The organism is Litchfieldella qijiaojingensis (genome assembly GCF_014651875.1).
Taxonomy (GTDB): Bacteria; Pseudomonadota; Gammaproteobacteria; order Pseudomonadales; family Halomonadaceae; genus Litchfieldella; species Litchfieldella qijiaojingensis.
The window spans coordinates 1-22514 of sequence record NZ_BMXS01000013.1 but is presented as its reverse complement, the minus strand read 5'-3'; the positions used below and the strand labels follow the sequence as shown (position 1 = coordinate 22514).

Genomic DNA, 22514 nt, shown 5'->3' with positions numbered 1-22514 from the left:
CCATGGCAAACCGTTTGAGCAACGATTTCCAGTTCATCGACGTGGGTCGCCAGGACCCGCAAAAGAGAGAAGCGCGCACCCGGGCCAAGGAGTTCGCCGAGATCTACGAGCCGTTCAAGCCGCAGGAAGCGGCCAGTCAGGCACATCGTTGTCTGCATTGCGGCAATCCCTACTGTGAGTGGAAGTGCCCGGTCCACAATTACATCCCCAACTGGCTGAAGCTGGTGTCCGAGGGCAACATCCTCGAAGCCGCCGAGCTGTCGCACCGCACCAATTCGTTGCCCGAGGTGTGTGGCCGGGTATGCCCGCAGGATCGTCTGTGCGAGGGCGACTGCACCTTGAACGACGGCTTTGGCGCGGTGACCATCGGCTCGGTCGAAAAGTACATCACCGACACCGCCTTCGCCATGGGCTGGCGCCCGGACATGTCCAAGGTCACCTGGACCGACAAGCGTGTCGCCGTGATCGGTGCCGGCCCGGCCGGCCTGGGCTGCGCCGATATTCTCGTGCGCAACGGGGTCAAGCCGGTGGTCTTTGATCGTTATCCGGAAATCGGCGGCCTGCTGACCTTCGGCATTCCCGAGTTCAAGCTCGAAAAGCACGTCATGGAACGCCGTCGCGCGGTGTTCGAGGAGATGGGCGTGGAGTTCCGGCTCAATACCGAGATCGGCAAGGACATCGCCATCGAGCGGTTGCTCGAAGAGTACGACGCGGTGTTCATGGGTATGGGGACCTACAAGTACATGCAGGGCGGCTTCCCCGGCGAGGATCTGCCCGGCGTGCACAAGGCGCTCGACTATCTGATCGCCAACGTCAACCACTGCCTGGGCTTCGAGAAGGACCCCGCCGACTATGTCTCCTTCGAGGGGCAGCGTGTGGTGGTACTGGGTGGTGGCGACACCGCCATGGACTGCAACCGCACCGCGATCCGCCAAGGGGCGGCCAGTGTGACCTGCGCCTACCGTCGTGACGAGGAGAACATGCCGGGCTCCAAGCGCGAGGTGGCCAATGCCCGTGAAGAGGGCGTGGAGTTCCTGTTCAACCGCCAACCGGTGGCGGTGATCGGCGAGGACAAGGTCGAAGGCATCAAGGTGGTGCGTACCCGCCTGGGTGAGCCCGATGAGAACGGTCGTCAACGGCCCGAGGTGGTGCCCGGTTCCGAGGAGATCCTGCCCGCCGACACTGTGGTCATCGCCTTCGGCTTCCAGCCCAGCGACATCGACTGGTTCGAGCCGCACAACGTTGCCATCGACGAGCGTGGCCGGGTCAAGGCGCTGGAGCATGGCCCCTTCGCCTTCCAGACCAGCAACGAGAAGATCTTTGCCGGCGGCGACATGGTGCGCGGCTCCGACCTGGTGGTCACCGCAGTCTACGAAGGCCGCCAGGCCGGCGAGGGGATCCTCGACTACCTGGGTGTCTGACGGCCAGCGACATCCCGCGCAACGCAAGGAGGGCGCCACCCATGGGTGGCGCCCATGGGTGGCGCCCTTCGCGTATCTGGATAAATCAGGGATAGCGCCCGCTTCTGCGATTTTCCACCAGCACTTCGAGGATGGCGTTGGCCTCCTGCATGATGGGAGAGGGAGCTTCGCCCTTGCGTCGACTGCAGATCACCGGCGAAGTGATGTTCTTGTCGGCGAGATAGACATAGACGATGCCGTCGCGCTGCACTCGCTTCACCTGTTCCGGCACCAGGGTGATGCCGATATCGGAGGCTACCAGGCCGAGAGCGGTCTGCAGCTCGTTGGCCTCCTGCATCACGTTGACTTTCAGACCGTGGCGGCGGAACAACCCGAGGATGGTATCGGCCAGACTGGGGCGAGGTTTGGCAGGAAACAGGATCAATGGATAGGCGGCGAGTTCTTCCAGTGTTGGGGTGGTGCCTTCCAATGGGTGGCCGACCGGCAATGCCGCCATGATCGGTTCGTCGAACAATGCCTCCTGCTCCACGTCTGGGTCGTCGATCCTGAGCCGCCCGAATCCGATGTCGATGCGTCCCGCCTTGAGCGCCTGGATCTGCTGGACCGTGGTCAGCTCTGCCAGGGTCAGCTCGACATTATCCTTTTGTCGCAATCCTCTCACCAGTAGCGGCAACTGGCCGTAGAACACTGATGGCACGAAGCCGATGCCGAACATCACGCGCTTGCTGCGCGCCATGCGCCGCGTGGCATCCAGGGTGGCATCGACTTTCTCCAGGATCTGCAGGGCATGCTGCTGGAAGAACTGTCCCGTGGCAGTCAGGTGTAGCCCTCGCGGTCCCCGTTCAAACAGATCGGCACCGACTTCCCTCTCTAATTGTTTGATTTGTCGGGATAAAGGGGGCTGTGACATGTGCAGTCTCTCGGCCGCGCATGTCAGGTTGAGTTCCTCGGCGACGACGCAGAAGTACCTCAGGTGTCGCAGCTCCATGATACCTCCAGGGTATGGCTGAGCACTCAAACAATATTGGTTCCGTCTTCTCGCTGCAATCAAACTGCCACTCAATCACCCGATTGGCGAAATTCGGAGCCCTCATGTCATCCGTGATCGAAACCATCGAGACGCTGCTGGTCGATCTGCCGACCATCCGGCCTCACAAGCTTTCCATGACCACTATGGCGCGCCAGACCCTGGTCATCGTGCGCATGCGCCACAGCGACGGCATCGAGGGCCTGGGCGAAGGCACCACCATCGGTGGGCTGAGCTATGGCCCGGAGAGCCCGGAGAGCATCAAGCGCAACATCGACACATATCTCGCGCCGCTGCTGATCGGCCAGCCTTCGGGCAATCTCAATGTGTTGCGTGCCCGCCTGGAGCGTCATGCACGCGGCAACAGCATCGCCAAGTCGGCACTGGAAACCGCACTGCTCGACGCCCAGGGCAAGCGCCTGGGACTGTCGGTGGCCGAACTGCTGGGCGGGGCGCGTCATGATCACTTGCCGGTGCTGTGGACGCTGGCCAGTGGCGATACCCGCAAAGACATCGACGAAGCCTTCCAGCGACTCGAGGACCGCCGTCACTGCGACTTCAAGCTCAAGATCGGCGCTAACCCCGTGGACCATGACGTGCGTCACGTGGCCGCCATCAAGGCAGCGCTGGGTGACCGGGCCAGCGTACGGGTCGACGTCAATCAGGCTTGGGACGAGGCCACCGCCGTACGTGGCATCGCTGCGTTGCAAGACGCCGGCATCGACCTGATCGAACAGGCCATCCCCGCTCGCGAGCATGCCGGTCTGGTGCGTCTCTCGCAGCGTTTCCTGGTACCCATGCTGGCCGACGAGGCAGTACAGGACGCCCGCGATGGTCTGACCCTGGCGGCGAGCGGCTTCAGCGGCGCCTATGCGCTGAAGATTGCCAAGTCCGGCGGGCTGCAGGGCGTCCTCGAACTGGCCCATGTGGCCCAAGCTGCCGGCATTGGCCTCTACGGCGGGACCCTGCTGGAGGGCACCATCGGTACCGCCGCCTCGCTGCATGCCTGGGCGACGCTGGGCGAAATGGCCTGGGGCACCGAGATGTTCGGCCCGCTATTGCTCAAGGACGACATCGTCGTCGAGTCGTTGAATTACCACGATTTCGGCGTCGACCTGCCGAAGGGGCCAGGACTCGGCATCACCCTGGACGAAGACAAGTTGGCCCACTATGCCCGTAACCACTGAAGGGCACGCAAAAACTGAGTCGCGCAAGTCAACGGTCGCGTAGAGACTGAAGAGGAGAGACACATGCTGTTTCAGGTGGAAATGACCGTCAAGCTGCCGCCGGACATGCCGGCCGAGCAGGCCGCCGAGATCAAGGCGACCGAGAAAGCCTATTCCCAGGAGCTTCAGCGTTCCGGCAAGTGGCGTCACCTGTGGCGGGTGGCCGGAAGCTACGCCAACGTCAGCATCTTCGACGTCGAGGACAACGCCGAGCTGCAGGAACTCGTCAGCAAGCTGCCACTCTTTCCCTACATGGAGATCAGCGTCAAGCCGCTGTGTCGCCATCCGTCTTCCATCCGCGACGACGATCGCTGAACGACATGACACGCCAGCCCCTCGGCAAGTGGGCATAACGACAACGATGAGGATAACACCATGAGCGTCAAGATCTTCGACACCCCTGAAGTCCAGGATTTCCTGAAGACCGTCGCCGGTCTCGACCAGGCCGGCGGTAACGAGCGCGCCAAGCAGATCATGCACCGTTTGCTCTCCGATCTGTACCGACTGATCGATGATTTCGATGTCACTCCGGAAGAATTCTGGTCCTCGGTGAGCTTGCTCAACGCCCTGGGTGCGGGTACCCAGTTCGGCCTCCTGGCGCCGGGCCTGGGCTTCGACCACTACCTTGATATGCGCCTCGACGCCGAGGATGAGCAGCGCGGTCTGACCGGCGGCACCCCGCGCACCATCGAGGGCCCGCTGTATGTCGCTGGCGCCCCGGAGGCCGAGGGTTTCGCACGCATGGACGATGGCACCGATACCGATGCCGAGGTGATGTGGCTGACCGGCCAGGTGCGTGACGTCGACGGCCAGCCGGTCGCTGGCGCCAAGGTCGAGATCTGGCATGCCGATTCCAAGGGCGGCTATTCCTTCTTCGATCCGTCGCAGAGCGAGTACAACCTGCGCCGTACCATCCTCACCGACAGTGAAGGCCGTTACCGCGCGCGCAGCATCATTCCCTCCGGTTACGGCGTACCGGAAGGCAGCCCCACCGAGCAGGTGCTGTCTGCCCTGGGGCGCCACGGTCAGCGCCCGGCGCATATCCACTACTTCATCTCCGCGCCGGGTCACAAGCACCTGACCACCCAGATCAACCTGGCCGGCGACCCCTACACCTTCGACGACTTCGCCTTCGCCACCCGCGAGGAGCTGGTGATCGAGGGCAAGCGCATCGAGGATGCGGCCGAGGCTGACAAGCGCGGCCTGGAAGCGCCTTTCACCGAGGTGGTGTTCGACGTCGAACTGGCAAGGACCGACGACCCCGAACTGCAGACGCGCCACAAGCGTCCGCGTGCCCTGGAGAGCGAGGAAGCGGCGAGCCAGCAGGCCAGCCAGGCCAAGGTCTGACGCGTCCCACGAATCCCTGACTGCCAGAACGGGCCCGCCATGGGCGGGCTCACCATGACAACAATCGAGGAGTTTGGATCATGACCGCACAGCTTGATCGACTCGAACAACGCGTCCGCGGTGCCGTCGTCGACGACGCCGAGAACGGCATCTTCCGCTGCCACCGCAGCATGTTCACCGACCCCGAGTTCTTCGAACTGGAGATGAAGCACATCTTCGAGGGCAATTGGTTGTTCCTGGCCCACGAGAGTCAGATCGCCGAGCCGGGCGATTACATGACCGTGACCATGGGCCGTCAGCCCATCGTCATCACCCGCGACAAGGACGGCGAGCTGCATGGCCTGATCAATGCCTGTGCCCACCGCGGCGCGACTCTGTGCCGCCGCAAGCGTGGCAACAAGGGCACCTTCACCTGCCCGTTCCACGGCTGGACCTTCAAGAACGACGGCAAGCTGCTCAAGGCCAAGAACGAGAAGACCGGCGCCTACCCGGACGGCTTCAAGCAGGACGGCTCCCACGACCTGACGCGCCTGCCAAGGTTCGCCAACTACAAGGGCTTCCTGTTCGGCAGTCTCAGCGACGATGTCGCTCCGCTCGAGGAGTACCTGGGCGAGACCACCAAGGTCATCGACAACATCGTCGACCAGGCGCCGGAAGGGTTGGAGGTGCTGCGCGGCACCTCGTCGTACACCTACCAGGGCAACTGGAAGCTGCAGGCCGAGAACGGCGCCGACGGCTACCACGTCAGCACCGTGCACTGGAACTACGCATCGACCATGGACCGCCGCAACTACGATGCCGGTGGCACCAAGGCGGTTGACGCCGATGGCTGGTCGAAAAGCCAGGGCGGATTCTACTCCTATGAGAATGGCCACATGATGCTGTGGACTCGGCTGCTCAACCCCGAGGTGCGCCCGGTCTACACCCAGAAGGACTGGATCGAGGAGCAGCTTGGCGCGGCGCGGGCTGACTCCATCGTCAACCAGACCCGTAACCTGTGCCTGTATCCCAACGTCTACCTGATGGACCAGTTCTCCACCCAGATCCGCGTGCTGCGTCCGATCGCCGTGGACAAGACCGAGGTGACCATCTACTGCTTCGCGCCGAAGGGCGAGTCGGCCGAGAACCGCCGCGTGCGCATCCGTCAGTACGAGGACTTCTTCAACGTCAGTGGCATGGGTACGCCGGACGATCTGGAAGAGTTCCGTGGCTGCCACAACGGCTACCAGGGGCAGCTGGCCGAGTGGAACGACCTGTCGCGCGGCGCCAAGCAGTGGATCGAGGGTGCCGACGACAACGCCCAGGCCATCGACATGAAGCCGCTCTTGAGCGGAGCGTCGCCGGAAGACGAAGGGCTCTACGTGCTGCACCACAAGCATTGGGTGCACGAGATGCTGCGCGCTATCGACAAAGAGCGCAGCCAGTTTATCGCCACGGCATCGGCCTGAGCGCCAAGCGGTTGTGAAAAGAGGAGGAGACGACATGAGTATCGCCTATCACGACATCCAGGCCTTCATCTATCGCGAGGCGCGGCTGCTCGACGATCGTCAGTGGGACGAATGGCTTCAGTGCTATCGCCAGGACGCGGTGTTCTGGATGCCGGCCTGGGACGACGACGACCAGTTGACCCGTGACCCTCAGTCAGAGATCTCGCTGGTCTACTACCCGAGCCGCGAGGGGCTGGAGGACCGGGTCTACCGAATCAAGACCGAGCGTAGCGGGGCGAGCACACCTGAGCCGCGCACCACCCACCAGATCAGCAACCTGGAGGTGCTGAGCCAGGACAGCGACAAGATCGAGTTGCGCTTCAACTGGCATACCTTGAGTCACCGCTACAAGCAGACCGACAGCTACTTCGGCACCTCCTTCTACACCCTGGACGTGTCGGGGGAAAGCCCGCTGATCACTAGCAAGAAAGTAGTGCTGAACAACGACTACATCCACCAGGTCATCGACGTCTACCACGTCTGACTCGGTGCGGGAGGAGAACGACCATGAGCTACACCATTGCCCTCAACTTCGAGGACGGCGTCACCCGTTTCATCGGCTGCAAGGAAGGTGAGACGGTTCTCGATGCCGCCTACCGGCAGAAGGTCAATCTGCCGATGGACTGCTCCGACGGTGTCTGCGGCACCTGCAAGGGACACTGCGAACAGGGCGCCTTCGACATGGGCGATGACTACCTGGAAGACGCGCTCTCCGATGAGGAAGCCGCCGAAGGGCAGGTATTGACCTGCCAGATGGTGCCGTCCTCGGACTGCGTCATCCAGGTGCCGGTGGCTTCCACTCTGTGCAAGACAGCGGTGGGCAAGATCGAAGGCACCGTGGCCGTGGTCGAGCAACTCTCCGAGGACAGCATCGAGCTGGCCGTGGATCTGAATGATGACGCCGAGCTGACCTTCCTGCCCGGCCAGTACATCCACATCGACGTGCCGGGCAGCGATCAGCACCGTTCCTATTCCTTCAGCTCCAAGCCGGGGGAACAGCGTGCCACCTTCCTGATCCGCAACATTCCGGGCGGCGTGATGAGCGGCTACCTCACCCAACGTGCCGCCGTGGGCGATCGCCTGAGCCTGACCGGACCGATGGGCAGCTTCTACCTGCGCGATGTGAAACGCCCCATGCTGATGCTGGCCGGCGGTACCGGGCTGGCGCCTTTCCTCTCCATGCTCGAGCAGTTGGTGGAGAAGGGGTGCGATCAGCCGGTACACCTGATCTATGGCGTCAACAAGGACGACCATCTGGTCAAGGTGGATGCCCTGGACGCCTTCGTCGAGCAGCTGCCGACCTTCACGTACACCACCGTGGTGGTGGACGAAGGTAGCCGCAATCCGCGCAAGGGCTATGTGACGCATCACATGGATGCCGAGGTGATGCACGACGGCGACGTGGATGTCTACCTGTGCGGGCCGCCCCCGATGGTCGATGCGGTGCTGCGTCACTTCGACGACGAGGGCATCGTGCCGCAGAGCTTCCACTACGAGAAATTCACCCCCAATCAGGCGCCCGGGGAGGCGGCATGAGCATGACTCGCTTTGCTGACAAGGTAATGGTGATCACCGGCGCCGCCCAGGGCATCGGGCAGCGTGTCGCCGAACGCGCGGCAGCGGAGGGCGCACGCCTGGCGCTGGTGGATCGCGCCGACTATGTCCAGGACGTGGTCGCCAAACTCAAGGAGCAGGGGGTGGAGGCCATCGCCCTGCAGGCCGACCTGGAAACTTGGGAAGGCGCCGAGCAGGTCATGAACCAGGTCCATGAGAACTTCGGCCGCATCGACATCCTGATCAACAATGTCGGTGGCACCATCTGGGCCCAGCCGTATGAACACTACCAACCGGAACAGATCGAGGCCGAGGTGCGTCGCTCGCTGTTCCCGACCCTATGGTGCTGCCGGGCGGCACTGCCGCACCTGCTGGAGTCGAAAGGCAATATCGTCAATGTCTCGTCGGTGGCCACCCGTGGCCTGATGCGCGTGCCTTATGCCGCGGCCAAGGGCGGGGTCAACGCCATGACCGTGGCGCTGGCCTTCGAGTACGCCGGGCATGGCATCCGCGTCAATGCCACGGCGCCGGGCGGCACCGAAGCGCCACCGCGCAAGACGCCGCGCAACGATGCCGAGCCGACCGAGCAGGAGAAGGCCTGGTACCAGACGCTGATCGACCAGACCAAGGCCTCCAGTTTCATGGGGCGCTACGGCACCCTCGACGAGCAGGTCGGCCCGATCCTGTTCCTGGCCTCCGACGACTCCACTTATATCACCGGTACGGTGGTGCCGGTGGCGGGCGGCGACCTTGGCTAACGTATCTTTCCAACCCACTGATGAGTGAGTGGCACCGGGAGCAGGTCGCAGCGAAGGTCATTCGCCATGGATGGCGAATGTAGCGCCCAGGGAAGGGTTTACAGCGCCTTCGCGCGGGGCCGGCCTTCCGGAGGCCTGCTCCCGGGCAGCCCTACCGCACCCAACGAAGCAAAGACGATTCCAAAGACAACAATTCCCCTGGAGCACACCGTGAAACATATCGAGAAAGGCGTGAGCCTCCGGCATGCGCCCTCTGACTTCGTCAGAGATCTCAACGTCGATAACGTCAGCGCGGGTATCGTCGCTGGCATCTTCGGCCTCAGCGCCGGCATCATCCATATCAGTGCCGGGACCGCCGCGGGGCTCGATTCCCACTTCATCATGATCTGGGTCATCAGCTACCTGATGATCAACGGCCTCTTCGGCCTCTTCATGCCTGCGTACTATCGGCTGCCCCTGCCCATGGCCAACTCCATTCCCGGGGCGTTGCTGTTTGCGGCGATCATTCCTGTCGTGGGGCTCGAGGCTGCCCTGGGGGCGACCCTGATTGCTGGTGCCATCTCCCTGGTGGCCGGTCTGGCCGGGGTGATGGGCATCGTGATGAAATTGATCCCCATGCCCATCGTCATGGGCATGGTCGCCGGCATCCTGCTCAAGTTCGGGCTCAACATGGTGGCACCGCTGGAAAACGCCATGCTGCCGGCGGCCATCATGATCCTTGCCTTCTTCCTGTCGGCGCGTCTGCTTCGCAAGATACCGCCGCTGATCGTTGCCATGTTGGCCGGTATCGCCTACATGGCCTACTCCGGCGTCGACTTCTCCGGTGTGGAGTTCTCGGTGACCTTCCCCGAGTTCATCGTGCCAGAGTTCACCCTAAACGCCTTCCTGGCCTATGGGCTGCCGCTGGCCCTCATCCTGGTGGGGATGGAGACACCCGCTGGTGTGGGCCTGGTCAAAGGCATGGGCTACAAGGAGGTGCCGGCCAACGCCATCACCGCCGTGGGCGGCTTAGGCACCATGATCTCCGCCTTCTTCAACCTGCACAGCACCTGCATCGCGGCGCCGATGACCGGCATCTGTTCCTCGCCGGAGGCGGGTCACCGTGACAAACGCTGGGTGGCGGCGGTGATCGCCGGGGCCATCTTCGTGGTGGGTGCCCCCTTCTATGGCTTTGTGGTCAGCCTGATCGAAGCCATGCCGGGCTACTTCATCGCCATCATCGCCGGTCTGGCCCTGCTCCGTGTAATCACCTCCGCAATGCATATGGCGTTCTCGGGCAAGCACGAGATGGGCGGGTTGTTCTCCTTCCTGATCGCTGCTTCCGGCCTGCAGATCCTGGGGATCGGCTCTTCCTTCTGGGCCCTGGTACTGGGCGTCTTCGTCTCGCTGATTTTTGAAACCAAGGACTTCGAATTCATCCTGGAAAGAAAACCGTTGGCGAATTGATGATCTCATGTTGAGCAGCGCAGGTTTTGTGTTGGTCGCGCTTTCCAGTCGCTGCATCGAGCACTGAACCGAAATCCTCCTTGCCCGTACTCGCCTCAGGCAGTACGGGCTTTTTTTCGTCTATGAGACGCTAGCAGCATTATTCTTTTGTCGAAAAATGGCCTGTCGATAACGCCGATTTGTCAGAGGTCATCGATGCCGGAGAGGTGCAGATCCGTCGAAATACATGACCGTTCCCTGTCTGATCGCTGCCGACAGGCCAGGTATATCGCCTTGATCGGAGGGCGCACACAGCCCCAACACTGATTCCGCTCCGGAAGCGCCTGTGTATCTGCATGATTGCATTGGAGAAAGTCGGGAGTTGTTGAGGGGGAGTCGGACGACAAACGAGTTCCCTGAAATGCCGCAAATCAAAGTAGCTCGGAATGGCGATGATACCTCTCAGGTATGGTGGCGAACTCAAACGATATTGGTGACAGCTTGCCTCGGCCGCCAGAATCATCTCCAGAGACGGAAACATATCGTCCACGACCCGGACTCAGGACGAGCCCCTGCCACGTCTTTCCAGGACTTGATGCAGGTATAACGACAACGATGAGGCAATGAGCATGACCGTCAACCAGTACTTCGAACCCTCAGACATCCAGGCTGTTTTCCACGCCGGCAAAGAGTGCGATCCGCATCTCGACGAACCATTGGATGCCGAAGCCTGATCGCATCCTCTTCTCGACGCCTTCCTGACCCAGCAACGCAAGCCATATTCCCTCGCTTCCCTCGGTTGCGATGGGTCGGGGGAGCCTTGCCATAACCATAAGACTCAACCCTGGTGACTCACATGAATAACATCTTCAAGAAAACCGCTGTCGTTTCTCTGGTCGGTGCCGGTGTCCTGGCAGCCAGTATCGCCAATGCCGATGAACACCCCGTCAAGCTCGGCCTGTTGCTGCCCTATTCCGGTACCTATACCGCCTTGGGCGAGGCCATCACCAATGGCCTGAAACTGGCCATCGAACAGCAGGACGGCCAGCTCGGCGGGCGCGATGTCGAATTCGTGGAATTGGACTCCGAGGCCAACCCCTCCAAGGCGCCCCAGAACATGAGCCGTCTGGTGAAGGGAGACAACGTCGATTTCGTGATCGGCCCGGTGCACTCCGGCGTGGCCATGGGGATGTTGAGGGTGGCCAAGCAGACCGGTGCGATCACCATCATTCCCAATGCCGGGCTGGGTGCTGCCACCAATGAGCTGTGCATGCCCAACGTCTTCCGCACCTCTTTCAGCATGTGGCAGAACAGCTACCCGATGGGCAAGGTCGCCTACGACCAGGGGCACCGCAAGGTCGTGACCATCACTTGGGACTATGCGGGCGGCAAGGAGGATATCGCCGGCTTCGAGCAAGCCTTCACCGAGGCCGGCGGCGAGATCGTCGAAGAGATCCTGGTGCCGTTCCCGAGCACCGAATTCCAGAGCTACCTGGCGCAGATCGCCAGCCTGAAACCGGATGCCGTCTATACCTTCTTCGCTGGTGGCGGCGGCGTCAGCTTTGTGCGTGACTACGCCGCTTCGGGCCTCAAGGACAGTATCCCGTTGCTCGGTTCTGGCTTCTTGACGGAGGGCAACATCGCGGCCCTGGGCGATGCCGGGGATGGGGTGCTGACCACCATGCACTATGCCGAGACCATCGAGAGCGAGGCCAACCGCAATTTCGTGGAGGCCTATGAGGAGGCCTATGGCGAGCTACCGGATACCTATGCCGTACAAGGCTATGACACCGGCATGATGCTGGCTCAGGCCATGTACGCCGTCGACGGTAATACCGAGGATAAGGAAGCCCTGATCGAGGCGTTCTCCAAGGTGCACTTGAACAGTCCACGAGGCCCCATGACGTTCTCCGACTCCCACCACCCCATCCAGAACGTCTACCTGCGTGAAATCCGCAACGGCAAGCACGACGTCGTCGATGTCGCCTACGAGCAACTCGAGGTGCCGGACGATGCCTGCCGCATGTGATTCGGTGAACCCCTGACTTCCGGGACGGGGTCGGCCCGTCCCGTGCATCGCGGAGGAGATCATCATGGATCTCACATTTTTCGGCGTGCAGCTCCTCAACGGGCTGCAGTACGGCCTGCTGCTGTTTCTGATCGCCAGCGGCCTGACCCTGATCTTCGGCATCATGGGCATCATCAACCTGGCCCATGGCGCCATGTACATGATCGGAGCCTACCTGGTCTATGACCTGACCATGCGCTTGGGCAACTTCTGGCTGGCGATCCTGATCGCCATCCCCATTGCCATCGTGCTTGGCTTGATCATCGAGCGGCTGTTCCTCGATACGCTTTACAAGCGCGATCACCTCTATCAGGTGCTGCTGACCTTCGGACTGATCCTGGTCCTCAACGAGGCACAGCGCATCATCTGGGGCGGCGACGTGCACAGCGTACCGGTCCCAGCGCCTTTCGATGCCAGCCTGCAGCTCACCGATAACTTGCAGTACTCGGTCTACCGTCTGTTCGTCATGGGGGTCTGCCTGGCCCTGGCCGGTGCCATCTACTGGGTGATCCGCCATACCCGGCTGGGGATCATCATCCGCGCCGGCGCGGTGAACCGCGACATGGTCGAGGGCCTGGGCATCAACGTGCGCACCCTGTTCACGCTGATCTTCAGCGTCGGGGTGGCGCTGACCGCCTTCGCCGGCATGATCGCGGCACCGCTGACCTCCATTGCCCCGGGAATGGGCGACAGCATCCTCATCACTTGTTTCGTGGTGGTGGTCATCGGCGGTATCGGCTCGATCAAGGGGGCCTTCTGGGGCGCCATCCTGATCGGCATGGCCGAGACCTTCGGCTCGGTGCTGATTCCCAGTCTCGCCAGCATGGTGATCTACCTGATCATGGCCGCCGTGCTGCTGGTCAAGCCACGCGGGCTCTTCGCCTGAGGAGGCAGTCATGTTGCACAGTTATCCCAAGCGCGTCTATTTCATCATGCTGGCGCTGACGGCGATCGTCGCGACCTTTCCCCTGTGGGGCGCAAGCGTATTCGGCGGCCAGTCCGACTTCATTCTGGAAAAGCTGACCCTGATGCTGATCCTGGCGCTGTTCGCCATGAGCCTCGACCTGCTGGTGGGCATCGTTGGCTTGGTGAGCCTGGGCCATGCGCTGTTCTTCGGCGTCGGTGCCTACACCCTGGCGCTGGCCAGCCCCGATTTCAGCCCCGCCTCGCTGTGGTGGATGCTGCCACTGGTGATGGTGGTCTCAGCCGTGGCAGCGCTGGTGGTGGGGGTACTGGTGATCCGCACCAAGGGCATCTTCTTCATCATGACCACCCTGGCCTTCGGGCAGATGCTCTTCTACCTGGTCAGTACCTCGCCCTTCACCGGAGGCACGGACGGGGTCTTCATCATGTTTCGGCCGAGCCTCGCGGTGGGCGAAACGACGTTACTCAACCTCGACGATCCGCGCACCTTCTTCTACTTCTGTCTTGGGGTGCTGGTGGCCGGCTACCTGTTCCTGCGTTGGTTGACCCGCTCCTATTACGGTCAGGTGCTCGACGGCATCCATGACAACGAGCACCGCATGCAGGCCCTGGGCTATGCCACCAGCGGCTACAAGCTGATCGCCTTCGTCATCGCCGGGGTGATGGCGGCGATAGCCGGCATGCTGGCCGCCATGCAGTACGGTTTCGCCAACCCGGCCCAGCTCGGCTGGCATACCTCCGGCGAGGTGCTGATGATGCTGATCCTGGGGGGTATGGGCACCATCTTCGGTCCGATCCTCGGCGCCTTCACCTACGAGATCCTGCTGTTCGTCTTCGAGCATCTCACCACCCACTGGCCGATCCTGATGGGCTTGACCATCATCGTCGCGGTACTGGTGCTGCCGCGTGGGATCGCCGGCCTGATCATCGCGCCGCCCGGCAAGGCGGAGCTGCTGAAGACCTCGTTGCTGCGCCGGTTGGCGAAGGGGGGCCGCAAGCCCCGGACCGACGCCCACCCCCATCAAGCCGTCATGCCGAAAGGGAGGGCTGAGTCATGAACCAAGAACCGATCCTGGCGACCCATGGCCTGACCCGTCGTTTCGGCGGCCTGGTGGCGGTCAACGAGGTCGACTTCGACGTCAAACCTCATGAAATACACGCCATCCTGGGGCCCAACGGCGCCGGCAAGAGCACCCTGATCAACCTGCTCTCGGGGGAGATTCCGCCTTCCGCTGGCGAGGTTCGCTATCGTGGCAAGCCCATACAGGGCAAGAGCGTGCGGCAGATCGCTCGCATGGGCATCGGCCGCAGCCATCAGAAGACCAATATCTTCCCGCGACTCAACTGCCTGCAGAACTGCCAGTTGGCAGCGCGCATCCACATGGGCGGTGTCTTCTCCAGTTGGCGTTCGCGCCAGCAGGCCCGGGAAGTCAACGAGCGGGCCCTCGAGGTGCTGGAGACCTGCCAATTGGTCCATCGGGCCTACACGCCCGCCGCCGACATGAGCTATGGCGAACAGCGCCAACTGCAGATCGCCATGGTACTGGCGACAGCCCCCTCGCTGATGCTACTCGACGAACCCATGGCAGGAATGGGGCGAGAGGAGACCGCCCAAGTCACAGAGCTGCTCGCGAGCCTCACCGACCGCTACACCCTGGTGCTGATCGAGCACGATATGGACAGCGTCTTCCGCCTGGCCGACCGGATCACCGTGATGGTGGACGGCTGCGTGCTGGAAAGTGGTTCCACCGATCAGATCCGTCGCAGTGAAAAGGTGCGTGACGTCTATCTTGGACGGCACCACGAGGAGGTAATGGCATGACGGCAGCAGCACAGATCACCCCCTTGATCGATGCCCGGGGGCTGCACACCTTCTATGGTGAGAGCCATGTCCTGCATGGTGTCGACCTGACCTTGATGCCCGGCGAGACGCTGAGCCTATTGGGGCGCAACGGCATGGGCAAGACCACCACCTTGAAGTCGATCCTCGGCTTCGTTCCGCCGCGAGAGGGCGAGGTTCGCATCAAGGGGGAGTCCACCGCCAAGCGTCGCCCCTGGCAACTGATCCGCCAGGGCATCGGCTATGTACCGGAAGGGCGGGGCATCTTCCCCGGCATCAGCGTGCGCGAACACCTGGTGATGGCCGCTAGGCCCAACGAGCGGGGAGAGTCCACCTGGACTCTCGAGAGGGTACTGGACACCTTCCCGCGCCTCGGTCAGCGGATCAACCATGACGGCTCCTTTCTCTCCGGGGGCGAACAGCAGATGCTCTCCATAGGCCGTGCGCTGACCACCAATCCGGACCTGATCATCCTCGATGAGGCCACCGAGGGTCTGGCACCGCTGATCCGTGACGAGATCTGGAAGATCATCCGTGAGATCAAGGCCTCCGGCATTGCCTGCATCATCGTCGACAAGAACATCGACAACCTGTTGGAGGTGGCGGAGAAGCACATCCTGCTGGTCAAGGGTGAGGTGGTCTACAGCGGCGACGCCCAGGGCCTCAAGGACGATCCCTCCATCCTCGACACCCACCTCGGCGTCGCCTGACCTTCCATTTCACCACTCTACAGGGAGCCACTTATGCGACTCCACAAGGACTGGTCGATACCTGCGATCACCGCTGGCTTCGTAGCGGTGCTGGTATCCTACTCCGGCCCCTTGGCGATCTTCTTCCAGGCTGCCCAGAGCGCCGAGATCTCGAGTGCCATGATGACCTCCTGGGTCTGGGCGATCTCGCTGGGCGCTGCCGTCTCGGGCATCCTGCTCAGCCTGTGGCTCAAGGTGCCGGTGGTCACGGCCTGGTCGGCGCCGGGCACGGCGCTGCTGGTCACGCTGTTCCCCGACCTGTCGCTGGGTGAGGCGGTGGGAGCCTATCTCACCGCGGCGGCGGTGATCTTCGTGATCGGCGTGACCGGCTCCTTCGACCGCATCATCCAGATGATCCCGCCGGGCATCGCCAGCGCCATGATGGCGGGGATCCTGTTCCAGTTCGGTGTCGGAGTGTTCGTGTCGCTCGAATCGGTGCCGGCGCTGGCCATCGGCATGATCCTGGCCTACCTGCTCTTCAAGCGGCTGACGCCGCGCTACAGTCTGGTGTTGCTGCTGATCGTCGGCATCGGCCTGGCCGTCTGGCTGGAGGGCGCCAGCCTGAAGGGCGTGACGCTGCAACTGGCCGATCCGCAGTTCATTCGTCCCGAATGGAGCTTGAGCGCCACCCTCAGTCTGGCCATTCCGCTGGTGCTGGTCAGCCTCACCGGGCAGTTCCTGCCGGGCATGGCGATCCTGCGCAGTTCCGGCTATGACACTTCAGCCAAATCGATCGTCACCGTGACCAGTCTGACCTCTTTCGTAACGGCCTTTTTTGGTGGCATCACCACCGTGATCGCGGCCATCACCGCAGCGATTTGTACCAGCAAGGAAGCCCATGAGGATCCAGGCAAGCGCTACGTAGCCGGGGTCGCCAACGGCGTCTTCTACCTGATTGGTAGCGCTTTCGCCGGCACCATCGTGCTGCTGTTCACCTCGTTGCCCGGCGAGTTCGTCGCGGTGTTGGCGGGCCTGGCGCTTATCGGCGCCATTGCTAGCAACGTCAGTGCCTTCGCTGCCCACAAGGATCACCTGGAAGCCTCGGTCATCACCTTCATTGCCACGGCCTCCGGTGTCAGCTTCCTGGGACTGGGGTCGGCCTTCTGGGGTGTGGTCATCGGCGCATTGGCTTACAACACCCTTCACCGGCGCTTTACGACGGATAGCGAGGCCAGGCAAGCGGGGGATGGCACCCGATGAACCTCATGCAACGTCAACAAGTACAACAGTGATCGAGGTATCGAGATGCGCACTCTCCATGTGGCAGTAGATGAATCGACAAACTCTCTGCGGAGCATCGCACTTGGCGAACTGCTCAATCGGCAGCTCGATGGCCGGTTGGTGCTGACATCCGTGGCCACGCAGGTAGACAAGCGGCGCGAGGCCTTGTGGCAGCGACTTGGCGAGGAAGGACTCGAGCGGTACCGGGATGGCTTGCGAGTCGAGCAGGGAGATGACGCGGCCCAAGTGCTGGCCCAGCTGGCCGCGAACCCAGACGAAGCGTTGCTATGCATGACCTCCCATAGTCGCCGCCCAGTCTCCGAACTGTTCCTGGGCAGTGTGGCGGCAGCCGTCGTGCAGCATTCCAACGCCTTGGTGGTACTCGGAGGGCCGCGATTCAATCCCTTGGTGCAGGAACGGGTCGAGACACTGATGGTCTGTGTCGATGGTTCGAAGCTTGCTGAAGCGGTGCTGCCTCGGGCCGTGTCCATGGCCAAGGAGTTGGGCGCTGGGCTTCAGTTGCTGCACGTGGTGGGCACCGAAGCCGTGAAGGCCTCTGCGCTTCCTCAGGGGATCCGCGCGACTGAGCCGTCGGACCCTGGTGGCCATGCCGATATCATGGAATCGGGCTATATCCACGCTCTCGCTTGCCGCATCAAGGAGGAGTATGACTTCGATGCGGACTGGGAGGTGTTGCACGGTTACGAGCCGGCCGAATCCATCGTCAGCTATCTCGCTGACCAACCCAACGTCATGGCCGTGATGACGACCCATGGGCGCAGTGGACTATCGCAATTGGCCGCCGGCAGTGTCAGTCACGAGGTCCTGCATGAGGCGCGTTGCCCAGTGGCGGTGATGCGGCCGGCTGCTCCTCAGGACTCTGCAAACATCTCGTGGATCAGGCTGCGCAGCCACTGATTGCCAGGATCCTGGTGAAACCGGCGGTGCCAGAACATGTTGATGGGAACCTCGGGAAGCTCCAGGGGATGAGGGTAGGCACGCAGTGAAAACCGGTCCTCGGTGGCCTCGGCCAGCTTGTTGGTGACGGTCACCACCAAGTCGGTGGTGCTGACGATATAGGGCACGGCGACGAAGTGGGGGACCTGAAGGCGCACCGGTCTGGTGATGCCGCTCTTGGCGAGCAGTTCTTCCACCTTGCCATGCCCCGTGCCCTTGGCGACGACCAGGATGTGCTGGGCCGAGGTGAAATCCTCACGGGAGAATCCACCCTTGGCCAGGGGGTGCCCGTCGCGCATCAGGCAGACATAGCGTTGCACGAATAGCCGCTGCTGATAGAACCCCGCCCCCAGTTGTGGAATCCATCCCACCGCCAAGTCGATATTGCCCTCTTCCATTTCCTGTTTCATATCGAGAGTGTGGCTGCGGGTGGTGCTGAGCGTGACGTTCGGTGCCTCCCTGGCCAGGCGCAGCATCAATTTGGGCAGGAAGTAGATCTCGCCGATATCCGTCATCGAGATATTGAACGTGCGCTGGCTGGTTGTCGGGTCGAAGTCATGGGAAAGGCTGAGCGTCTCCTGCAGGCTGGAGAGGGCCTCGGAGACAGGGGCGTGGATGCGAGTGGCATAGGGCGTCGGCATCAACCCCTTGGACGTTCGTTCGAAGAGCTCGTCACCCAACAGCTTGCGCAGCCGCTTCAGTGCGTGACTCACCGCTGGCTGGGTCAAACCGAGATGCTGCGCCACCAGCTGTGTGTTGCGCTTCTGGTAGAGAAGGTCGAACACCACCAACAAGTTGATATCGATATCCGACAGCTTGAGCATAAGAGTTCCTTTCCAAACTCTCTTGGGTGATGGGCGCCGGGGGCAGGGCGCAGTGAAGGTCATTTGCCATGGATGGCAAATGTAGCGCCCAGGGAAGGGTTCACAGCGCCTTCGCGAAGGCCTGCCCCCGGAACAGCCCACTCCATTGGTGTGGTTGTGAAATGAGCTCTAAGTGCCTGTCTCCGGCAGCGCCGTGGCGGGATGCATGGGGCCACTGGGCAAGGTGATATCGCCGCCTTTCAGGGCTAGACAAACGTCTATCCCGCCCTTGTCTTGTGTTTGTAATTATCTGGTTTTTCTGGATATTACCGCCATTTATGCAGTGAATGAAAGCCGCTTCGTTGTGGGGGGTGCAGAGGGCACATAGCCTTGTGACACATAACCACAATCATCCCCCGACAGGAGCGGCGATCATGCAGCAACCAAGCGAAAAAGCAGTCCCTCGAGACAAGCGTCTTTCCATCGGCATCGTCGGTGGCGGGATAGGAGGCGTGGCCCTGGCGATCGGTCTTTCCCGGGACAAGAGTCTTGAGGTCAACCTGTTCGAAGCGGCGGCGAAGTTTTCCGAAATTGGTGCCGGTGTATCCTTCGGTCCCAATGCGGTGCGGAGCATTTCCCTGCTCGGGCTGGAGGAGCCCTACACCCGGATTGCCGACAAGTCGCCGCAGCCTTTCGAGGATGTCTGGTTCGAGTGGCGACGCTGGCACGACGAGGGCTATCTGGCGGCGAGCATCGCACCAGGGTGTGGCCAATCCTCCGTCCACCGTGCCGACTTCCTCGATGCCCTGGTTGACTGCCTGCCCGATGGCATCGCCCATTTCGGCAAGCGTTGTGCCGCGGTACGTCAGGAACCGGAGAGTGTCACGGTCGACTTCGAGGATGGCACCATCTTTCAATGCGACATCCTGATTGGCTGCGACGGGATCAAGTCCGCGGTACGCCGGCATGTGCTGCCAGAGGAGAGCGACGGCACGATAGAGCCTCGCTGGAGCGGCACCAAGGCTTACCGTGGTCTCGTGCCGGTCGAGGAACTGAAGCGTGCCTTCACCGAGGTGGGTGTCGAGGCGCGTCTTGCCACCGTGCCCCAGATGTATCTCGGCCCGCAAAAACACATCCTGACCTTCCCGGTAAAGCAATCCACGTTGATCAATGTCGTCGCCTTCGTCTCGGATCGCAGCACCGCCGAGCCGCAACTGCCGGCGGGCGAGCCCTGGGTGGTCGAGGTATCTCAGGCCGAGATGCTGGAAGACTTTGCGGATTGGGGCGAGGCGTCGAAGGCCATCCTGCGCTGCATTCCCGAACCGACCCGCTGGGCGCTGCATGAGCTGCCCGAGCTGCCCTGCCATGTGTGTGACCGGGTGCTGCTCATCGGCGATGCCGCTCATGCCATGTTGCCCCACCAGGGTGCCGGTGCGGGTCAGGCGCTAGAGGATGCGTATGTGCTTGCGTCCCTGCTGACGGATGAGCGCTGCACCCGCGACAACGCCGAGCAGGTATTGACGGCATTCGAACGTTGTCGTCGCCCGCGTGCCTGTCGGGTGCAGACGACCTCGCGTGAGGCCGGTGAGGTCTATGAGTACTGCGGTGAGGGCATCGGCAGCGATGAAGAGAAATTGGCCGATGACCTGAAGCACCGTTTCGACTGGATCTGGAATTACGACCCCAGAGCTGGGGTGAGAGAGGTAATGGCGTCATTGGGATGGCAGGAGACGGCTGCGTTCATTTCATGACGGCCCTTGGCGACAACCACCATCCAACAACAATGCATTCTCTGGTGACAACATGAAAAAACTCTACAAGAAAGTGGCCATGGCCTCGGTGTTGAGCGTAAACGTCCTTGCGGCCGGGGTGGCCCAGGCCGATGAACATCCCGTCAGACTCGGTCTGATGCTGCCCTATACCGGCACCTATACCGCGCTGGGGGAAGCTATCACCAATGGCCTGAAACTGGCCATCGAGCAACAGGGTGGACAACTCGGCGATCGTGATGTCGAGTACGTGATACTGGACTCCGAAGCCAATCCCTCCCGGGCACCGCAGAACATGAGCCGCCTGGTAAAGGGCGACAACGTCGACGTCGTCATCGGCCCGGTACACTCTGGCGTTGCCATGGGCATGCTGCGCGTCGCCAAGCAGACCGGTGCGATCACCATCATTCCTAATGCCGGGCTGGGAGCTGCCACCAACCAACTGTGTATGCCCAACGTCTTTCGTACCTCGCACAGCATGTGGCAGGACAGCTACCCGATGGGCAAGGTCGCTTACGACCGTGGCCATCGCAAGGTGGTGACCATTACCTGGGACTATGCCGCCGGCAAGGAGGACCTCGCTGCGTTCGAAGAGGCCTTCACTAGCGTCGGGGGCGAGATCGTCGAGCAGATCCTGGTACCGTTCCCGAGCACCGAGTTCCAGAGCTACCTGGCGCAGATCGCCAGCCTGAAGCCGGATGCCGTCTATACCTTCTTCGCCGGAGGCGGCGGCGTCAGCTTCGTTCGCGATTACGCAGCGGCAGGCCTCAACGCGAGTATCCCGCTGCTGGGCTCCGGCTTTTTGACCGATGGCAACCTGAGTGCCCTGGGTGAGGCCGCCGAGGGCGTCTTGACCACCCTGCACTACGCCGAAACGCTGGATACACCCGAGAATCACGCCTTCGTCGAAGCTTATCAGGCCAACTACGGCGTGATGCCCGACACCTATGCCGTCCATGGTTACGATACCGGCATGATGCTGTCACAGGCGTTGGACAAGGTGGCTGGCAATATAGAAGACAAGGATGCCCTCATCGAGGCTCTGGCCGGTGTAGAGCTCGAAAGCCCCCGGGGGCCGATGCGCTTCTCGGCTTCTCATCATCCCATCCAGAACATCTACCTGCGTGAAATCCGCGAGGGGCGGCATGTGGTAGTCGGTATTGCTTCCGAGCAGCTCGAGGTGCCCGATCGCGATTGCAGGATGTAATTCGACTTAACCGAGTGACTGTGGGGGCGGGCTCGGCTCGCCCTTACAGTCGTTCACCGTCTCCCTGGGGCGTGAATGGAGATCAATAAAGCCGTCGCTCCGACACTCTGGCCCACATCTACTCGACTTTTTGGCTGAAGCATGGGACTTGGCTGGTAATAATGGCTTGGCTTTGCTTTAAGTGTGGCTAATTTGTTTGTGGATTTGAGGTTCGAGTTGTTAAGTGACTTTACATAAGTTTTCCTGCATGCTATGCCAACATTTCCAATCAGGGATGACAAGGGTGGCCCAGCGTTTTGTTGCTCCTCTCACCGACGAGGAATTGGAAGTCCTGACAGCAGCCTATCACCATGGCGAGAAGCGCGCCTTGCGTCGTCGTGCCCACGCCATCTTGCTCAGCCATCAGGGGTACACCATCAATCAGATCAGAGACATCCTGCAAGTGACACGCGATACCATCTCGATCTGGTTCAAGAACTGGGAGACCGCTGGCCTTTCCACTCTGGTGGACAAGCCTCGGTGCGGTCGCCCGTCCATTCTGGATGCTCAGGACGTCGATCGGTTGCAGGATCTCGTGCAGCAACATCCTCACCAGCTTCGGACCTTGCAAGCCCGGTTGCAGGAAGACACTGGCAAGCGCTTCAGTGCGGCGACTCTGCGGCGAGCACTGAAAAAAACGGATACCGCTTCAAACGTATCCGACATTCCCTGAAGACCCAGCGTGACGAGAC

At 61.8% G+C, this 22514-nt stretch carries 20 protein-coding genes and 1 pseudogene; 19 read left to right on the top strand and 2 right to left on the bottom strand.

Going from position 1 to position 22514, the window contains the following annotated elements:
• The first annotated feature begins 2 nt into the window (after nt 1-2).
• On the top strand, nt 3-1421 hold the full coding sequence (locus IE093_RS12980) for an FAD-dependent oxidoreductase (protein ID WP_189469868.1): 1419 nt from the start codon (nt 3-5) through the stop codon (nt 1419-1421).
• 85 nt (nt 1422-1506) lie between these two features.
• Here IE093_RS12980 and IE093_RS12975 read toward each other — a convergent pair whose 3' ends face one another.
• Nucleotides 1507-2409, bottom strand: a complete 903-nt coding sequence (locus IE093_RS12975; protein WP_189469867.1) for a LysR family transcriptional regulator — start codon at nt 2407-2409, stop codon at nt 1507-1509.
• Nucleotides 2410-2513: 104 nt separating this feature from the next.
• Between IE093_RS12975 and IE093_RS12970 the strand changes: the two genes are divergently transcribed.
• The 15 genes from IE093_RS12970 to IE093_RS12900 all read left to right on the top strand — a co-directional run bounded on the left by IE093_RS12970 (nt 2514) and on the right by IE093_RS12900 (nt 17965).
• Nucleotides 2514-3635 (top strand): muconate/chloromuconate family cycloisomerase, encoded by a 1122-nt coding sequence (locus IE093_RS12970; protein WP_189469865.1) that lies wholly within the window; start codon nt 2514-2516, stop codon nt 3633-3635.
• A 63-nt stretch (nt 3636-3698) separates the two neighbouring features.
• Nucleotides 3699-3989, top strand: a complete 291-nt coding sequence (catC, locus tag IE093_RS12965) for a muconolactone Delta-isomerase (RefSeq protein WP_189469863.1) — start codon at nt 3699-3701, stop codon at nt 3987-3989.
• A 60-nt stretch (nt 3990-4049) separates the two neighbouring features.
• On the top strand, nt 4050-5021 hold the full coding sequence (catA, locus tag IE093_RS12960) for a catechol 1,2-dioxygenase (protein ID WP_189469861.1): 972 nt from the start codon (nt 4050-4052) through the stop codon (nt 5019-5021).
• Between the two features lie 80 nt (nt 5022-5101).
• Nucleotides 5102-6469 (top strand): Rieske 2Fe-2S domain-containing protein, encoded by a 1368-nt coding sequence (locus IE093_RS12955; RefSeq protein ID WP_189469859.1) that lies wholly within the window; start codon nt 5102-5104, stop codon nt 6467-6469.
• Between the two features lie 34 nt (nt 6470-6503).
• Entirely contained in the window at nt 6504-6992 is a 489-nt protein-coding gene (gene benB / locus IE093_RS12950; RefSeq protein WP_189469857.1) for a benzoate 1,2-dioxygenase small subunit, read from the top strand.
• A 23-nt stretch (nt 6993-7015) separates the two neighbouring features.
• Nucleotides 7016-8044 (top strand): benzoate 1,2-dioxygenase electron transfer component BenC, encoded by a 1029-nt coding sequence (benC, locus tag IE093_RS12945; RefSeq protein WP_189469855.1) that lies wholly within the window; start codon nt 7016-7018, stop codon nt 8042-8044.
• Nucleotides 8041-8820 (top strand): benzoate diol dehydrogenase BenD, encoded by a 780-nt coding sequence (gene benD / locus IE093_RS12940; RefSeq protein ID WP_189469853.1) that lies wholly within the window; start codon nt 8041-8043, stop codon nt 8818-8820. Before benC ends, benD begins: the two co-directional genes overlap by 4 nt.
• A gap of 210 nt (nt 8821-9030) precedes the next feature.
• Nucleotides 9031-10266 carry a benzoate/H(+) symporter BenE family transporter gene (locus IE093_RS12935; protein ID WP_189469851.1) on the top strand — a complete coding sequence of 412 codons (1236 nt, stop codon included), beginning with the start codon at nt 9031-9033 and terminating at the stop codon, nt 10264-10266.
• A gap of 835 nt (nt 10267-11101) precedes the next feature.
• Complete coding sequence (locus tag IE093_RS12930) at nt 11102-12274, top strand: ABC transporter substrate-binding protein (RefSeq protein ID WP_189469849.1); 1173 nt, start codon at nt 11102-11104, stop codon at nt 12272-12274.
• 64 nt (nt 12275-12338) lie between these two features.
• Nucleotides 12339-13199, top strand: a complete 861-nt coding sequence (locus IE093_RS12925) for a branched-chain amino acid ABC transporter permease (protein WP_189469847.1) — start codon at nt 12339-12341, stop codon at nt 13197-13199.
• A gap of 10 nt (nt 13200-13209) precedes the next feature.
• The gene (locus tag IE093_RS12920) at nt 13210-14295 is read left to right on the top strand and encodes a branched-chain amino acid ABC transporter permease (protein WP_189469845.1); all 1086 of its coding nucleotides are present in this window, start codon (nt 13210-13212) and stop codon (nt 14293-14295) included.
• On the top strand, nt 14292-15059 hold the full coding sequence (locus IE093_RS12915) for an ABC transporter ATP-binding protein (RefSeq protein ID WP_189469843.1): 768 nt from the start codon (nt 14292-14294) through the stop codon (nt 15057-15059). Before IE093_RS12920 ends, IE093_RS12915 begins: the two co-directional genes overlap by 4 nt.
• Nucleotides 15056-15787 carry an ABC transporter ATP-binding protein gene (locus IE093_RS12910; protein ID WP_189469841.1) on the top strand — a complete coding sequence of 244 codons (732 nt, stop codon included), beginning with the start codon at nt 15056-15058 and terminating at the stop codon, nt 15785-15787. The genes IE093_RS12915 and IE093_RS12910 overlap by 4 nt, the downstream gene beginning before the upstream one ends.
• 33 nt (nt 15788-15820) lie before the next feature.
• Nucleotides 15821-17026 carry a benzoate/H(+) symporter BenE family transporter gene (locus IE093_RS12905; RefSeq protein ID WP_189469839.1) on the top strand — a complete coding sequence of 402 codons (1206 nt, stop codon included), beginning with the start codon at nt 15821-15823 and terminating at the stop codon, nt 17024-17026.
• A 45-nt stretch (nt 17027-17071) separates the two neighbouring features.
• Nucleotides 17072-17965: a universal stress protein gene (locus IE093_RS12900; protein WP_189469837.1), complete on the top strand. Its 894-nt coding sequence runs from the start codon at nt 17072-17074 to the stop codon at nt 17963-17965.
• Here IE093_RS12900 and IE093_RS12895 read toward each other — a convergent pair.
• The gene (locus IE093_RS12895) at nt 17920-18828 is read right to left on the bottom strand and encodes a LysR family transcriptional regulator (protein WP_189469835.1); all 909 of its coding nucleotides are present in this window, start codon (nt 18826-18828) and stop codon (nt 17920-17922) included. The two genes, IE093_RS12900 and IE093_RS12895, sit on opposite strands and share 46 nt — an antisense overlap.
• A 413-nt stretch (nt 18829-19241) precedes the next feature.
• Between IE093_RS12895 and salA the strand changes: the two genes are divergently transcribed.
• The 3 genes and pseudogenes from salA to IE093_RS12880 form a co-directional block, all read left to right on the top strand.
• Entirely contained in the window at nt 19242-20558 is a 1317-nt protein-coding gene (salA, locus tag IE093_RS12890; RefSeq protein ID WP_189469833.1) for a salicylate 1-monooxygenase, read from the top strand.
• Nucleotides 20559-20610: 52 nt separating this feature from the next.
• Entirely contained in the window at nt 20611-21783 is a 1173-nt protein-coding gene (locus IE093_RS12885) for an ABC transporter substrate-binding protein (protein ID WP_189469831.1), read from the top strand.
• A gap of 283 nt (nt 21784-22066) precedes the next feature.
• A pseudogene (locus tag IE093_RS12880) lies at nt 22067-22514 on the top strand (helix-turn-helix domain-containing protein); the annotation flags it as partial.

What these genes read in the sequence shown, in the direction of transcription:
- catA (WP_189469861.1), top strand. Translation starts at nt 4,050, where the DNA reads ATGAGCGTCAAGATCTTCGACACCCCTGAAGTCCAGGATTTCCTGAAG.
- benC (WP_189469855.1), top strand. Translation starts at nt 7,016, where the DNA reads ATGAGCTACACCATTGCCCTCAACTTCGAGGACGGCGTCACCCGTTTC.
- IE093_RS12915 (WP_189469843.1), top strand. Translation starts at nt 14,292, where the DNA reads ATGAACCAAGAACCGATCCTGGCGACCCATGGCCTGACCCGTCGTTTC.
- catC (WP_189469863.1), top strand. Translation starts at nt 3,699, where the DNA reads ATGCTGTTTCAGGTGGAAATGACCGTCAAGCTGCCGCCGGACATGCCG.
- IE093_RS12980 (WP_189469868.1), top strand. Translation starts at nt 3, where the DNA reads ATGGCAAACCGTTTGAGCAACGATTTCCAGTTCATCGACGTGGGTCGC.
- IE093_RS12885 (WP_189469831.1), top strand. Translation starts at nt 20,611, where the DNA reads ATGAAAAAACTCTACAAGAAAGTGGCCATGGCCTCGGTGTTGAGCGTA.
- IE093_RS12955 (WP_189469859.1), top strand. Translation starts at nt 5,102, where the DNA reads ATGACCGCACAGCTTGATCGACTCGAACAACGCGTCCGCGGTGCCGTC.
- IE093_RS12910 (WP_189469841.1), top strand. Translation starts at nt 15,056, where the DNA reads ATGACGGCAGCAGCACAGATCACCCCCTTGATCGATGCCCGGGGGCTG.
- salA (WP_189469833.1), top strand. Translation starts at nt 19,242, where the DNA reads ATGCAGCAACCAAGCGAAAAAGCAGTCCCTCGAGACAAGCGTCTTTCC.
- IE093_RS12905 (WP_189469839.1), top strand. Translation starts at nt 15,821, where the DNA reads ATGCGACTCCACAAGGACTGGTCGATACCTGCGATCACCGCTGGCTTC.
- IE093_RS12895 (WP_189469835.1), bottom strand. Translation starts at nt 18,828, where the DNA reads ATGCTCAAGCTGTCGGATATCGATATCAACTTGTTGGTGGTGTTCGAC.
- IE093_RS12930 (WP_189469849.1), top strand. Translation starts at nt 11,102, where the DNA reads ATGAATAACATCTTCAAGAAAACCGCTGTCGTTTCTCTGGTCGGTGCC.
- IE093_RS12900 (WP_189469837.1), top strand. Translation starts at nt 17,072, where the DNA reads ATGCGCACTCTCCATGTGGCAGTAGATGAATCGACAAACTCTCTGCGG.
- IE093_RS12925 (WP_189469847.1), top strand. Translation starts at nt 12,339, where the DNA reads ATGGATCTCACATTTTTCGGCGTGCAGCTCCTCAACGGGCTGCAGTAC.
- IE093_RS12920 (WP_189469845.1), top strand. Translation starts at nt 13,210, where the DNA reads ATGTTGCACAGTTATCCCAAGCGCGTCTATTTCATCATGCTGGCGCTG.
- benD (WP_189469853.1), top strand. Translation starts at nt 8,041, where the DNA reads ATGAGCATGACTCGCTTTGCTGACAAGGTAATGGTGATCACCGGCGCC.
- benB (WP_189469857.1), top strand. Translation starts at nt 6,504, where the DNA reads ATGAGTATCGCCTATCACGACATCCAGGCCTTCATCTATCGCGAGGCG.
- IE093_RS12975 (WP_189469867.1), bottom strand. Translation starts at nt 2,409, where the DNA reads ATGGAGCTGCGACACCTGAGGTACTTCTGCGTCGTCGCCGAGGAACTC.
- IE093_RS12970 (WP_189469865.1), top strand. Translation starts at nt 2,514, where the DNA reads ATGTCATCCGTGATCGAAACCATCGAGACGCTGCTGGTCGATCTGCCG.